Raw genomic sequence first — 13,135 nt, 5'->3', positions numbered from 1 at the left:
GCCGATTTATAAAAGGTCTATCACGCCACGTCGTTTTTCCCGCTCAAAAAAGCCTCACCCGGCTTCACAGCAAGCTATCCTTAGCAGTGTTTCAACAGATTGGCAGTTTTTAGACAATGGGCAGTCTTTAGAACATGGACAGTCTTTAGAAAATGGGGAGAACCTCATGTCAGGTACCCAGATCCTCTGGTTTGACCAGCTCAGTATCAACGACATTCCCAAGGTGGGTGGCAAAAATGCCAGTTTGGGCGAAATGACCCAGGCACTGACCAGCCAGGGCATTCATCTGGCACCGGGTTTTGCCACCGATGCCCAGATGTTCCGCGATTATCTGGCGGACAATCAGCTTGAAGACGACATCCGCCAACAATTGCAGGCCTACGGCGATAACCATCAGAGTCTGGCCACCACCGGCGCAGCCATTCGTCAGATCATTCTGCAGGGCCATTTCAGTGATCAGCAAAGCGACGCGATTTCTCAGGCCTACCGTCAGCTCTGCACCCAGCTGGGCCAGCAGGACCTGGCAGTCGCCGTGCGCAGTTCGGCCACGGCTGAAGACTTGCCTGAGGCGAGTTTCGCCGGGCAACAGGAAAGTTATCTGAATATTCGCGGCGAACAGGCGCTGCTCGACGCCTGCCGTCAATGTTACGCCTCCCTTTATACCGACCGGGCCATTGTCTATCGTGAACGTCAGGGCTTTGCTCACGAACAGGTCGCCTTGTCGGTGGGCGTGCAGCAGATGCTGCAATCTGCCGCCTCCGGGGTGATGTTCAGCCTCGACACCGAAACCGGCTTTCCCGATGTGGTGCTGATTAACGGGGCCTGGGGGTTGGGAGAGACTGTCGTGCAGGGCAGTGTGACCCCTGACCGCTACATGGTTTACAAGCCACTGCTGCACAACCCCGAGCTGCAACCTATTATCGAAAAACAGTGTGGCAGCAAACAGGTGAAGATGATCTATGCCGATGGCGGCTCAGCCCCCACCGTAACGGTCGAAACCAGTGAGGCAGAGCGTCGTCAATGGGTACTGAGCAATGACGAAATCCTCACCCTGTCGCGCTGGGCGATACTGATCGAACAACATTACAACCAACCCATGGATATGGAGTGGGCCAAAGACAGCATCAGTGGTCAGCTCACGATTCTGCAGGCGCGCCCGGAAACCATCGAATCGCGCAAGGATCGCGGGGTACTGGTGAGTTACAAGCTGACACAGAAAGGCACGCTACTGACCCAGGGGGCCAGTGTCGGAGGCGCCATCGCCAGTGGACCGGTCTGTACCATCAGCAGCCCCGCCGACATCGACAACTTTCCCGATGGCGGCGTGCTGGTGGCCGAACGCACCGACCCTGACTGGGTACCGGTGATGCGTAAAGCTGCCGGCATCATTACCGACAGCGGTGGCCCCACCAGTCACGCTGCGATTGTCAGCCGCGAACTCAAAGTGCCCGCCATTGTCGGTACCGGCAACGCCACCCAGGTGCTCACCCCGGAGCAAGTCGTCACACTCGACTGCGCCGGCGGTACCAGCGGCAAAGTCTATGCAGGCGCTCTGGAATTTGAGACCAAAGCGACGCGGCTGGAAGAGATCCCGGCCACCCGCACCAAGATCATGATCAACGCCGCCATGCCCGATGGCATCCTGCATTGGTGGAAACTGCCCGTCTCGGGGATCGGCCTGACCCGGATCGAGTTCATCATCACCAGCCAGATCAAAGCCCACCCCATGGCGCTCATTCACCCGGACAAAGTGACCGATCACCAAGTGCGTCAGCAGATCGAGACCCTGAGCAGCGGCTTCGCGCATATGCCGGACTACTTTGTCGACACGCTGGCTCAGGGTGTCGCCAAAATTGCCGCCTCACGCTACCCCGATCCGGTCGTCGTGCGCATGTCCGATTTTAAATCCAACGAATACCGGGGCCTGCTCGGCGGTGAATATTTCGAGCTGGAAGAAGAAAATCCCATGCTCGGCCTGCGCGGTGCCTCCCGTTACTACCACCCGCTGTACCGCGATGCCTTTGCGCTGGAATGTCAGGCCATCAAACAGGCCCGTGAAACGATGGGCTTTAACAACATTATCGTCATGATCCCCTTCTGCCGGACCACCGGCGAGGCCGACAAAGTCCTTGAGGTTATGGCCGCGTCCGGATTGCAACGCGGAGAACAGGGCTTGCAGGTCTATGTGATGTGCGAAATTCCCTCCAACGTGATTCTCGCCGATCAGTTTTCCCAGCGTTTCGATGGGTTTTCTATTGGCAGCAACGACCTGACCCAACTGGTGCTCGGCATTGACCGGGAATCGGCCGAATTGAAAGCGATGTTCGACGCCCGCGACCCCGCCGTCAAAAGCCTGATTGCACAAGTCATCAAAGTCGCCCATGAAAACCACTGCAAAGTGGGTATCTGCGGGCAGGCGCCGTCGGATCACCCGGACTTCGCAGAATTTCTGGTGGAGTGTGGCATTGATTCGATCTCGCTGAATCCCGATTCGGTGCTCAAAGCCAGCCAGCATATCGCCAGTGCTGAAAAGCGCCTGGGGTCAGAGCCGAAAACCTAGCGTCAGCACTCGGCAAACCCGCGACCCCTGCGTCACTAAAGCCCAAAGGCAATTCCATGACCAGCGCTGCGGCGCGGCTTAGCGCGTGTTCGTTGGCCGCCTAAGCTGATGATGGTTTCCCATTTGAACGGTTTCCGTGTGCTAGTTTCCTGTGTGAAAATTTCCCACGTGAAAGCTTCCCGTGTGAGCGTTGCTGTTTCGAAGTCTGCCGAATCCGTTCAGCAAGGATTCAGGCAGTCATAAGCAAACTCATCATCAAAGACCACTTCAAAGGAACCCGCATGAACAAAATACTCCTTGCCACCCTGACCAGCCTGATCATTACTGCACCCGCTCTGGCCGCTAAACCGGAAACAGCAGGTAACGGTAAATCCGAGCGTGAACCCATGAAAACGCATCAGCAGATGGGCAAAGAACACGCTAACGATAAAGCTCAGGCCAAAGCCGAGCCCTATCGCCTGACGGAAGAAGAAAAACGCCAAAAAGCCGAAAAAGCCCATGCGGCCCACGGTGATAAAACTCATACTGGCGCACATCAGAGTCAAGCTGCCGACACCCCCCAGAGTGCACAAAAAGCGACTGAAAAACAGCAAGAGAAAAAAACCGAACAAGTTCGCAAGGAGCTGGACAAAGGTTCCGAGCAAGGCCAACAGGCTCGCGCCGAGAACAGCAAAAAATGGTGGAAACTTTGGTAAGGCGCTGAGCGAAACCTCAACCATTCCATTAAAGCCCGGTGTATACCGGGCTTTTTTTATTGTCACAACACCCCTGGTCCGTATCGGTACACGAAAAACATGTGCGGATACCCGGATTGCGCGCCGGCCTTGATTGCCTCAGGGCGATCAAAACGATGGTTTATTGGGCTCTCAATTGTTTTCGTCACCAGTGGCATGACTGCCATCGACCGCTGAGATTCCGTTCTCGGTTTCATCCCTTACCAGCGAGTGGTGTAAATGAACATTGGCCAGTGAATAACCTAAACCATTACCCATCAGATCGGCCAGTCGACACAGCACTTGTTTGCGCTCTGCCGGTGAACACTGGGACCATGCACCATCGTTAAAGGCCCGTCTTGCAGCCGTTACAGCAACATCAACATCCGCCTGCTCGCAAGCGGCGACGGTGGTCAACAACTGACCGGTGGCGGGGTTAATACTGTCGAAGGACTTGCCACTGACGGCACCCACAGTTTGACCATCAATATAAGCCTGTGATGGAAAAGTCAGGCTCAGGGCCTGTTTCTGCCACTCTTCATGCGTTTTCATTCTATTTAGGGCCTCCAGATAGCCAGTTTCATGACTTTAGCCTGAATTAATCCCTGACAAAGATAAAATTCTATTATATTTTCTTTTGAATAGGATTTTCTGATGCAAGCTGTCATACCACCAACACACTCACACTAACTGGAAAAGTAACGTCCATAAGTACAATAGCACCGAAAAGCCCACAAAGCGGGCATCAGGCAGCATTGCCAACAGCTTGGAGCTGGAGCCCGTTGCCACGACATTCTGAAAACCGTAAAAACTGAGAAGCTGCGCGCTCAGCACCACAATGCCGGTCATAAATAAAGGAATGACTAAGGCAATAAGGCAATAAGGCAATAAGGCAATAAGGCAATAAGGCTAAAATTGCATCTTCACAACCGGCCAATGATCAAGGTCACGGCGATAGCCGCAACTGTCGTCTCATCACGCAGCGAAAGTGATGACCCCGAGTACCACTGTAGGGGTGGGAATAAAACCCTGCTGTTGTTGATTCTTAAACCGGGGTGGTACAGGCCGGATCCCATCGATAAATATGGTCTGCCTGCCATTAAACCTTTGCCGCTGACAATCGTATGACTTTAATCAATTAATGCTGATTTGTGTGGTGTCGCCCTGTATCTCCACCTTATTAACAGGCTCTTTGAGCGGGCGGCAGCACCTCGGAAAACGGTCAACCTTTTTAAGCACACTGAGGGAATTCAGGGCAACAGTGATTATCCTGAAGTCATTGAAATTCCCTGGTTCCAAGTTATTCAACAGATCGCCTTCTGAGTATGGACAGGCCAGTTAGCCTGTTTTAAGCTAGGCCTCAACTTGAGCCTACGGCAACCAACAGATTTGTGATGGCGTAGGCATTTTGCTGGAGATCCTGCACTTGTGATACAAGATATAGCCCAACAAGAAACCTTTTTTCACTCAAGACTTTTTAAAGGCTTGTCAAAAGAGGACATGCAAGAGGTTGCCGGCTTTACCAAAAGCAAACGCCTCAAGGCTGGCTCCTATCTGTTTCGACAGCATTCCAAAGCCACTCATGCCTACACACTCATCAGCGGTGCATTAATGTTGGAGCGAACGTCACAAAGTGGCCGACGCCAGGTGATCGATTTCTCCCACCCCGGTAACTTTATTGGCATCACCAATAACGATGAGTTTGAATTCAGTGTCTATTGCCTGCGCGATGCCCACCTGCAATGTTATGTGCGCAACAACTTCCTGGAGCTCGCCGATCGTAATCCCGTTCTAAAGAATAATATTCGCCGTACCGGCAGCAACGTTTTGACACACACTCTGGATCAACTGTTTGCACTGGGGCAGAAAAAAGCCCATGAGCGTGTTTGTTATCTGCTGCACGAATTAAGTCTTCGACAGTCGGGAACGGACCGGGAAACCATCGATCTGTTTATGAACCGACAGGATATTGCCGATTATCTGGGGTTGACCATCGAGACAGTCAGCCGGGCATTTTCCAAATTGAAAAAAGACGGCATCATTGCGGTGGACTCCCCCCATCGGGTGAGAATTGTGGAACACGAACAACTGGACACACTGGCCAGCGCCCGTTAATTGACCACTTTAGGCGAAGCCGGAAAACTTCACTGAAGGATTGCGGTTGCCCGGTTTTTCCTGGCAACCGCAATAGAGACCATTACTTCCCCCGAGAGGAAAACGCCTTAAAAGCCTCGGATAACTCGTCAATTGACTGACTCACAGCACTGTCACTCATCACCCACTGCCACCAGGCTTGCAGATGTGGGTAACCACCGAGTATATCCGCTTCTCCCAAGACCGGTGCCAGCAACACCACATAGGCCAGCGTCGTCACAAGCGCAATATCGCCCAGGTGTAAGCCGCGCTGATCCAGCGACGGCTGTGTGGCCAGTAAGCGATCTCCCTTGGCCAGTTCCGCGTGCAACAGCGGGAGCAAGCTGGCCATGTCTTTTTCGCCCGGGCTCATCAATTGCTTGAACACCGGAAACAAGGCGCCTGGCCCCAGGTGCGTATCCGCGTAGCGGGTTAGCAGCTGCATTTGAGCCCGCGCCCAGGCAGAGTCCGGGCGCAACGAGGTGTCACCCGGTTGGGTATCTTCCAGGTAGTCCATAATGACGGTCGATTCACCCAGTGAATCGCCATTGTCCAGGATCAGTACCGGCACTTTGCCGAGTGGGTAGCGTGCACTGAATTCTGGGGTACGCAGGGCAACGTCCGGCGCCCCAATAGCAATGGGCAGGTTTTTCTTGCGCAGCTGGATGCGTACCCGGGTGGCGTAAGGTGAATGATCGAGGTTTAATAATTTCATGACAACGGGTCCAGTATTGTTATGGCGTCCAGATTAGATCAAATGCGTCCCGAGAGCCGCACAAATTAACAGCCCTCCCCAGATGGCGTAAACATAGGGACGGCACTTGGCGATTGCTTGCTGAATCTGCTGATTGACCGCATCGGAAGTGTCTCCACTCATCAGTTTTACCCAGCCAGTCATAAACGGTTTTAATCCCACCCGGATCATCAAACCACAAGCCACCAACAGAGCAAAGATCAGCAGTTTGGTCGCCAACCAATCGGCCTTAAGAATATTGCCTGTCATCAGCGCATAACTCGATAACCCCAGCAGCCCGGCAATCATCACTGCGCGAAAATAAAAATCAAACTGGGTCAGTGCCGGTATAAAAGATTTACCATGGGCAAAATGCAATACCATCACGGTGGTGACCCATATTGCTGCTAACAACCAGGTTACTGCCAACCAGGCATCTGGCACTGCAAACAGACCGGTGATATGCGCGAGATGCAGACCCAATGGCAGAATCAACGGCATAGCAAAACGTGGGCCTTGATCACAGCCCATCATAATGGTTAAGGCTGTTGAGCGGGATTCGTTCGACAAATCGGAACGCACCACAAAGCGGCTGGCATAGAAGGTTCCCAAATCACCTCCCAGCCAATAAACAAAACAGACAATGTGCAGCAATTTAATCAACAGGTACTCATTCATAACATCATCATACTCATTAGCGGTAATAATAAAAACGTATCGGGTGAACCAAGGCGAGGAATTATCCCGGCTGGCCACACCATGACTGGAACAAGGCCGGCCATTGTTCCGACACACTGTCAAAGTCCGATAGCGTGACACGCCACTGGCCGACACCGGCCTGATGCCACTCATATTGCATCAATAATCCGCGGTGCAACCAGAAGGTGCTGTCCTCACCATACTGATCACCCTCATAGATAAACGCCTGAGTGGCCATCGTCTGGCTGTCTTGCTCACCCAAACAGAGCGGCAGGTTTTCATCTTTTAGCCAGCGCACAGAGCGTTGCGAATGACTAGGCTTGAGCAACCGATCGCGGTCAAACGGATCCTTGATCCAGGGCACCAGTACCTCTCCCTGCCCGCCGCGCTGCAACAATTGCTGAATAACATGACCCATGTATACCCGCATTAACGGAAACATCACCGAGTGTGTCGCATTATTTTTAAGGGCATGAGTTGTATCGGCATGTGTTGCAGGTGCAGTCGTTGTGAATGCATCGTCGTGGGGCTGTATGCCGGGCCAGTTGCACGGCAAATCCTGGCATAAGATTGGCGCATACTTCCCGTCAGCATCCAGCTGATAGCGCACAGATCGCTGCCAACTCTGCGGCGAGCGCTGTTGCCAGTGCAGATCGGCAGTCACCAACTGCGAGGCCTGCCAGAGGGTCTCGGTGGCAATGCTTAAGCCCGCCTCCGGTATTTGTCGCTCCGAACGCAACAGCCAACGATGGCGCTGGCGATACAACGCCCAGGGTTCCGACAAATGTTGGCGCTGGTTGTTGAGGCTGTATCGATAACAACCGCTGGCAACCAGAGCGCTGTCATTTTCACCATTCATTCAGCAAGTGGCTCCAGCAGTTCGATAAGGTGCCCACCGGTCTGGGACGGGTCCAGATAAACCATCCGATAGGCGCTGGTGGTGACCGGACCGTCCGGCGTCACATAACCGGGCAGCACAGCGTCTAGCGCCAGCTGCTCCAGCAACTGATCCAGATCCCGCACCCAATAGGCCAGATGATTAATACCACCAGGACCCGATGTGCGTGCGAACAACTGAGTTTTAAATGCTTCGGCAATCGGCTGAATCAGCTCAAATTGAATCCCGGGTGCCACATCAACAAACGCAAATCGTGTCGGTGCTTCGGTGTCGAAGGGCGGCACGACTCGAACGGCCGAGTCCGGCACGCCATACACTCGCTGCAACTCGGCTATGGCACTGGCCAACTCATCGACCACATAGCCGATATGCGCCAAGCCGGTGATGTAATCACTCAAACGCTCAGAGCTAAACAGATTCATAACGGCAGTCACTATCCGGTTGCGTGAACGGGAAAGTCGACACGGCCTCAACCAATGTGCCGCTTAAACGCCAGGGCCGCTGCTGTAGCAGGTCGGTGTTTTCCGACATCACTTTATTCACCGCCGCTTGCGGATGGATATCGGCGAGGGTTATTCCCGGGCGCTGGCCGGTGATCAAGGGGGTGTTGATGTAACCATCGAAGGTACGCTCACGCCAAGATGTCATCAGCGTGAAATCCCGCTCCAACGTGGCAATCAGACCTCCGCAGGCATTGCCCGCCGGTGCCGATGCGAGAATACAGATGCGGTTTTCCGCCGCCCGCGAAGGCAATCCCAATTCGGTTTCCCAGGTTTCCTGCCCGCGATAGGGTAATAACACCATGTGCACCCCCTGTAAGGCCGCCACTTTGACCAATTCCGGATAGGCGGCATCGTCACCCACCAGCACGGCTGCTCGACCGACAGGCAAGTCCAGCGTTTGTAAACGATCGCCCAGCTGACTCCAGGATAAACGCTGTACAGCATGCAATTGCGGTTGCACCAACAATCGCCCGTGTTTATTCAACACCACGCCCACATGACACCAACGATCTTGTTCAACGGCACTGGTACTGGTATTGGCAGGATCCACCAACGACAGACACACCACCAGTTCATCGTCACGCTGTTGCAAAATAGAAAGCAGGCTTTCTTCCAGCCAGCGAGAGGTCGCTGCCGCCTGTTTAAGATCCTGAAGCTGCTTTAGCCAGAACAGCTCCGGCAATACTGCAATGGCGGTACCCGCAGGTAAACGCTGCAGCAACGACAGGCCATCTTGTAAAGCGGCTTCACCGATGCCCTTGGGTTGCAACAAAGAGACACTGGCCTCGGCGACTACCGGTTCCATAGACAGTACCGCGGGGGGTTCGGCAATGGGGTGGTAAAGCTCAGGTCGCCGCGAATGAAACCAGTGTGTGCCATCGACGCGGTAGGGTTGCACCTCGTCCAGATTAATATCCGCCACAACCACCGCTTCGCCCTGGCGCGGTGCGCGGGCCAGAATTTCCCCGGTGGGCGAGACAATCTGGCTTTCACCCGCACCATACAGGAGCTGTTCCGGGATGGCCGTTTGTTCACTCACCCCGGCTAACGCCTCTGCAGGAATCAGTGGCCCGACTTTGTTGGCGGCGATGAGAAACACTTTGTTTTCTACCGCTCTGGCTGGTACGTGCAGAGCGGCTTCATCAAAGGCAAAGGAATTCAGTGAGTCACAGAATACCTGTGCGCCCCGCAATGCAAGACTGCGCGGTGTTTCGCAAGTCACCCCGTCGCGACACGGAAACAACCCCAGCCGACCCACCTGGGTATCCACCACTGGAGTGATGTGCTTGGCTCGGGTGAAAAAAATATTTTCATGCCCCATTAAGGTTTGTTTATCAGCCTCAACCAGGCATCGACCATCCGGCCCAAACAGTAATGAGGTGACCGTGATGGCAGGCTTGTGACGACGGTAGGAAATATTGATTACGATATAGCAGTGATGCTGACTGGCTTTGGCAGCGATTGCCTGATAGAACTCGTCCCCCTCTTCTACGGCCACATCCCAGGCGTGATTGAGGTCATCGTACCAGGACAGATGATTACAAAATTCTGGCAACACCATTAAACGAGCGCCGACTGAAGCCGCACGATCAATCATTCGCAGACAGGTCTGCAAGTTTTCCTTTACTTCGCATGTTGTAGCAAACTGTATCGCGGCAACCTTCATGAAACACACCCCAATTGCTCTATAGTCATAACTTTAATAATATGAAATTTTGACACCAGCCAAATTGACAAATAACAAACCCTACACAACAAATTTTGATGACGGGCCTGCCAATGACAATACCAACCACTGAAAGTGATCAAACCCTGCTGGGCATCCGCCTGAGCGATGGCATCCGCAAGTCTCATATGCGTGCCTATCTGGCAGTGGCCTTTATCTCATCAGGCTACGCCGGCGCGCTGGCCGTGCTGCAGCCCGGGCTATTGCAAGTGATGGGGATCGACAAAGGCCAACAGGCCATGCTGACCGGTACACTGAGCGCATTACAGGAAGTGGTACTGATTCTTTTGATGGGGGTTATGGGGGCACTGTCAGATCGCATCGGTCGCCGACCCGTGTATGTGGCCGGGTTGTTGCTTACCGGTATAGGTTTTGCCCTCTACCCCCACGCAGTGGACGTCACCCAACTGGTGCTGTTTCGTTTGATTGTGGCGGTAGGTTGTGCGGCCATGATCGGCATGATGATCACCGTCGTCGCCGATTATGCCCGCGACGAGTCGCGCGGCAAGGCCAATGGCCTGCAAGGCTTGCTGGCAACTTTGGGAGCCTTTGTGCCCCCCATCCTGGCCACCCTGCCCACCGTCTTTGCCCAGCAGGACCACAGTGAACTCACTGCCCAGCAATTGACCTTTGCCATTGCCGGCGCCCTTGGAGGACTGGGTGGCATGATCGCATTGTTTGGACTGTCACCCGCCCCCGCCAGTCCCGCGCAGGCCAATCAATTGACTCTGGCCCAACAATTGAAAAGAGGCTTGCAGGCAGCCCGGGATGGTCGCACCGCGCTCTCCTATGGGGCCGCCTTCATCTCCCGCGGTGACCTCGCCGTAACCGGCGCTTTTATGTCACTCTGGCTGGTGCAATACGGTGTGGGTGAACTGGGACTGACGCCCAGCGAGGCCATGTTTCAGCTGGCGGTGCCGCGCACACTGGCGGTGGTCACAGGCGCCCTGCTCGGCTCTATTCTGATGGGACAGTTGGCTGACAAAATGGATCGGGTCAGCGCAGTAGCGCTCTCAGCCGGAATGGCTGCCTGTGTTTACCTGGGTGTATTTCTGATTTCAGACCCGACCGCCGACTGGGTGATGGGCTTGCTGTTTTGCATGGGTATTGCCGAAATCAGCGCTTTTGTCAGCAGCCAGGCGCTGGTTGGACAACAAGCCCCGGCTGCCGACCGGGGAGCCATTATTGGTGTTTTCGGAGTCAGTGGTGCCATCGGCATTCTGCTCGGCACCGCCGGTGGCGGCTGGTTGTTTGGTTATGTTCAACCGTCGGCGCCGTTTGTCCTGTTTGGCTTTCTCAATGCCATGGTGTGTTTTTGGGCGCTGTTGTTACGCCAGCGGGAAACAACGAGCACCGCCCAAACCCATGACGGTGTAGCCTGATTTCAGTCCCCGCGGCAGATTTCAGTCCCAGCGGCGATTCCGGAGAAGCCATAGCACTTTACCAGGGGTAAGGCTCTCGGTCCCGGTACAAACCACCAGAGCCGGCGCCGGCCGGCAACGTTGCCAACCAGACAATAGTATCGGCACCTTCAGCGACCGTGCGCGGTGCCTGATCACCGCCCAGATCCGTTTTAACCCAGCCGGGACAGGCGGCATTGATCAAGATACCCGGCTCATCTTTCAACTCCAGAGACAACAACTTGGTCAGCGCATTCAAGGCCGCTTTGGATGTGCGATAAGCCACCGTTGATCCGAGCTCCATGCCTGTCAATGAAGCCAGCTCTGTAGAGACATTCACCACCCGACCATAGCCGCCCTCACGCATCAGGGGCATCAATTGCTGGCAGCAATTGAGTACACCGGTCACATTGGTGTTAAACGTCTGCGCCATAACGTCCAGAGACACGTCGAAACCTGACACCCACTGATCCACAGCAATACCCGCATTGTTGACCAGAATATCGAGCCGACCATGATGTTGACGCAGATACTCGCACAGAGCATGGGCGTTTTGCGGACTGCTGACCTCCAGGCAAAACCCTTCGGCACTGCCGCCCTCAGAAACAATCTCATCCACCAACTGTTGAGCCTGGGGTAACTGCCTGGCCGTGACAATCACATGAATCCCCTGGCGAGCCAACTGACGACTCACTTGCGCCCCAATTCCCCGATTTGCGCCTGTCACGACCGCCACTTTACGACAGGTTTGATTATTCTCATTTTTCTGCATATTCAATCCTCAACATTCGCCCGAGAGTGTGGATGATATAGCGTCAGAGCTGAACCAATATGCGAATAATCAAAAGCCACACCAGGTTAGGAGGATAAACCGCTTAATGAACAATCACGGCTTGACTCATGCTCGACGCTTAAGAACCCTGTGCCAACAGCCAGAGACATTACAAGCTCCCGGGATTTATGATGGGCTGAGTGCCCGACTGGTGGAGGCCGCCGGTTTTGAAGCCGCGTTTGTCTCCGGGGCCTGTATTGCGTTTGCCCGCTTCGGACGACCGGACATGGGCCTGGTGACGGCCACAGAGGTGGTGAATACCATCAGCGTCATTCGCGAGCGCACCGCAATGCCATTGATTGTGGATATGGATACCGGCTTCGGTAATGCCCTCAATGTGCAGCGTACCGTGCGCACCTTTGAGCTGGCTGGCGCTTCCGCTCTGCAAATGGAAGATCAGGTGATGCCCAAGCGCTGTGGACACATGGCGGGTAAACAGGTCATCGCACAGGCAGAAATGGTGGGCAAGATCAAAGCCGCACTGGATGCCCGCTATGATGACTCGACCATGATCATTGCTCGCACCGACGCACTGGGGGTCAACGGTTTTGACGATGCGCTGCAACGGGCTGAGGCCTATTTGCAAGCGGGCGCCGATGCCTTGTTTATCGAAGCCCCGCAAAGCCTTGAGCAAATGCAAATCATTGGCGATCACTTTGGTGAGCGGGTACCGCTGGTTCACAATTTGGTTGAAGGGGGCAAAAGCCCAGTGGATGGCAGCTATCCATTACAGGCGCTGGGTTACAAGATCGCACTCTACCCCGCCGCGTTACTGCATCTGTTTGTGCCCCAGGCGCAACAATTATTGCAACACATTGTACACACGGGCAGCACCAGCGACTGGCAGGGATCACCGCTGGTGAACCTGAATTACCTGAATGAATTACTGGAAGCTCCGGCCATGCTGGCCGACAGCGAGCGTTATAAGCACTAACCGG

The 13,135-nt window shown here is 54.4% G+C and carries 12 protein-coding genes; 5 read left to right on the top strand and 7 right to left on the bottom strand.

The window, feature by feature from the left end:
* Positions 1-166 precede the first annotated feature (166 nt).
* Together ppsA and G8770_RS17250 are read left to right on the top strand one after the other, a co-directional pair.
* Positions 167-2,560 carry a phosphoenolpyruvate synthase gene (gene ppsA, locus G8770_RS17255; protein WP_167189735.1) on the top strand — a complete coding sequence of 798 codons (2,394 nt, stop codon included), beginning with the start codon at positions 167-169 and terminating at the stop codon, positions 2,558-2,560.
* A 281-nt stretch (positions 2,561-2,841) separates the two neighbouring features.
* Positions 2,842-3,255: a hypothetical protein gene (locus G8770_RS17250; RefSeq protein ID WP_167189732.1), complete on the top strand. Its 414-nt coding sequence runs from the start codon at positions 2,842-2,844 to the stop codon at positions 3,253-3,255.
* A 171-nt stretch (positions 3,256-3,426) separates the two neighbouring features.
* Here G8770_RS17250 and G8770_RS17245 read toward each other — a convergent pair whose 3' ends face one another.
* Complete coding sequence (locus G8770_RS17245; RefSeq protein WP_167189729.1) at positions 3,427-3,825, bottom strand: aldehyde dehydrogenase family protein; 399 nt, start codon at positions 3,823-3,825, stop codon at positions 3,427-3,429.
* An 876-nt stretch (positions 3,826-4,701) separates the two neighbouring features.
* Between G8770_RS17245 and G8770_RS17240 the strand changes: the two genes are divergently transcribed.
* Positions 4,702-5,388: a helix-turn-helix domain-containing protein gene (locus G8770_RS17240; RefSeq protein ID WP_167189726.1), complete on the top strand. Its 687-nt coding sequence runs from the start codon at positions 4,702-4,704 to the stop codon at positions 5,386-5,388.
* An 82-nt stretch (positions 5,389-5,470) separates the two neighbouring features.
* Here G8770_RS17240 and G8770_RS17235 read toward each other — a convergent pair whose 3' ends face one another.
* The 5 genes from G8770_RS17235 to G8770_RS17215 form a co-directional block, all read right to left on the bottom strand.
* Complete coding sequence (locus tag G8770_RS17235) at positions 5,471-6,121, bottom strand: glutathione S-transferase family protein (protein WP_167189723.1); 651 nt, start codon at positions 6,119-6,121, stop codon at positions 5,471-5,473.
* A 33-nt stretch (positions 6,122-6,154) separates the two neighbouring features.
* Entirely contained in the window at positions 6,155-6,817 is a 663-nt protein-coding gene (locus tag G8770_RS17230) for a hypothetical protein (protein ID WP_167189720.1), read from the bottom strand.
* A gap of 61 nt (positions 6,818-6,878) precedes the next feature.
* A complete protein-coding gene (locus G8770_RS17225) occupies positions 6,879-7,697 on the bottom strand; it encodes a hypothetical protein (RefSeq protein ID WP_167189717.1) in 819 nt (272 codons plus the stop codon).
* Positions 7,694-8,158 carry a VOC family protein gene (locus G8770_RS17220; protein WP_167189714.1) on the bottom strand — a complete coding sequence of 155 codons (465 nt, stop codon included), beginning with the start codon at positions 8,156-8,158 and terminating at the stop codon, positions 7,694-7,696. The genes G8770_RS17225 and G8770_RS17220 overlap by 4 nt, the downstream gene beginning before the upstream one ends.
* Positions 8,145-9,905, bottom strand: a complete 1,761-nt coding sequence (locus tag G8770_RS17215; protein WP_167189711.1) for a nitrilase-related carbon-nitrogen hydrolase — start codon at positions 9,903-9,905, stop codon at positions 8,145-8,147. The genes G8770_RS17220 and G8770_RS17215 overlap by 14 nt, the downstream gene beginning before the upstream one ends.
* A 113-nt stretch (positions 9,906-10,018) precedes the next feature.
* Here G8770_RS17215 and G8770_RS17210 point away from each other — a divergent pair, with 113 nt between their 5' ends.
* A complete protein-coding gene (locus G8770_RS17210; RefSeq protein WP_208022325.1) occupies positions 10,019-11,347 on the top strand; it encodes an MFS transporter in 1,329 nt (442 codons plus the stop codon).
* Positions 11,348-11,405: 58 nt separating this feature from the next.
* On the opposite strand, the gene G8770_RS17205 is transcribed toward G8770_RS17210, so the two are convergent.
* Entirely contained in the window at positions 11,406-12,137 is a 732-nt protein-coding gene (locus G8770_RS17205; RefSeq protein ID WP_167189706.1) for an SDR family oxidoreductase, read from the bottom strand.
* A gap of 106 nt (positions 12,138-12,243) precedes the next feature.
* Between G8770_RS17205 and G8770_RS17200 the strand changes: the two genes are divergently transcribed.
* Entirely contained in the window at positions 12,244-13,131 is an 888-nt protein-coding gene (locus G8770_RS17200; protein WP_167189703.1) for an isocitrate lyase/PEP mutase family protein, read from the top strand.
* Positions 13,132-13,135 lie beyond the last annotated feature (4 nt).

The sequence above is a fragment of the Pseudomaricurvus hydrocarbonicus genome (assembly GCF_011602365.1).
GTDB lineage: Bacteria > Pseudomonadota > Gammaproteobacteria > Pseudomonadales > Cellvibrionaceae > Pseudomaricurvus > Pseudomaricurvus hydrocarbonicus.
This window is presented reverse-complemented; position numbering and strand designations above follow the sequence as displayed.

Coding starts and splice junctions, on each gene's coding strand:
- G8770_RS17200 (WP_167189703.1), top strand. CDS start 12,244: ATGAACAATCACGGCTTGACTCATGCTCGACGCTTAAGAACCCTGTGC.
- ppsA (WP_167189735.1), top strand. CDS start 167: ATGTCAGGTACCCAGATCCTCTGGTTTGACCAGCTCAGTATCAACGAC.
- G8770_RS17235 (WP_167189723.1), bottom strand. CDS start 6,121: ATGAAATTATTAAACCTCGATCATTCACCTTACGCCACCCGGGTACGC.
- G8770_RS17250 (WP_167189732.1), top strand. CDS start 2,842: ATGAACAAAATACTCCTTGCCACCCTGACCAGCCTGATCATTACTGCA.
- G8770_RS17225 (WP_167189717.1), bottom strand. CDS start 7,697: ATGAATGGTGAAAATGACAGCGCTCTGGTTGCCAGCGGTTGTTATCGA.
- G8770_RS17220 (WP_167189714.1), bottom strand. CDS start 8,158: ATGAATCTGTTTAGCTCTGAGCGTTTGAGTGATTACATCACCGGCTTG.
- G8770_RS17230 (WP_167189720.1), bottom strand. CDS start 6,817: ATGAATGAGTACCTGTTGATTAAATTGCTGCACATTGTCTGTTTTGTT.
- G8770_RS17210 (WP_208022325.1), top strand. CDS start 10,019: ATGACAATACCAACCACTGAAAGTGATCAAACCCTGCTGGGCATCCGC.
- G8770_RS17245 (WP_167189729.1), bottom strand. CDS start 3,825: ATGAAAACGCATGAAGAGTGGCAGAAACAGGCCCTGAGCCTGACTTTT.
- G8770_RS17215 (WP_167189711.1), bottom strand. CDS start 9,905: ATGAAGGTTGCCGCGATACAGTTTGCTACAACATGCGAAGTAAAGGAA.
- G8770_RS17205 (WP_167189706.1), bottom strand. CDS start 12,137: ATGCAGAAAAATGAGAATAATCAAACCTGTCGTAAAGTGGCGGTCGTG.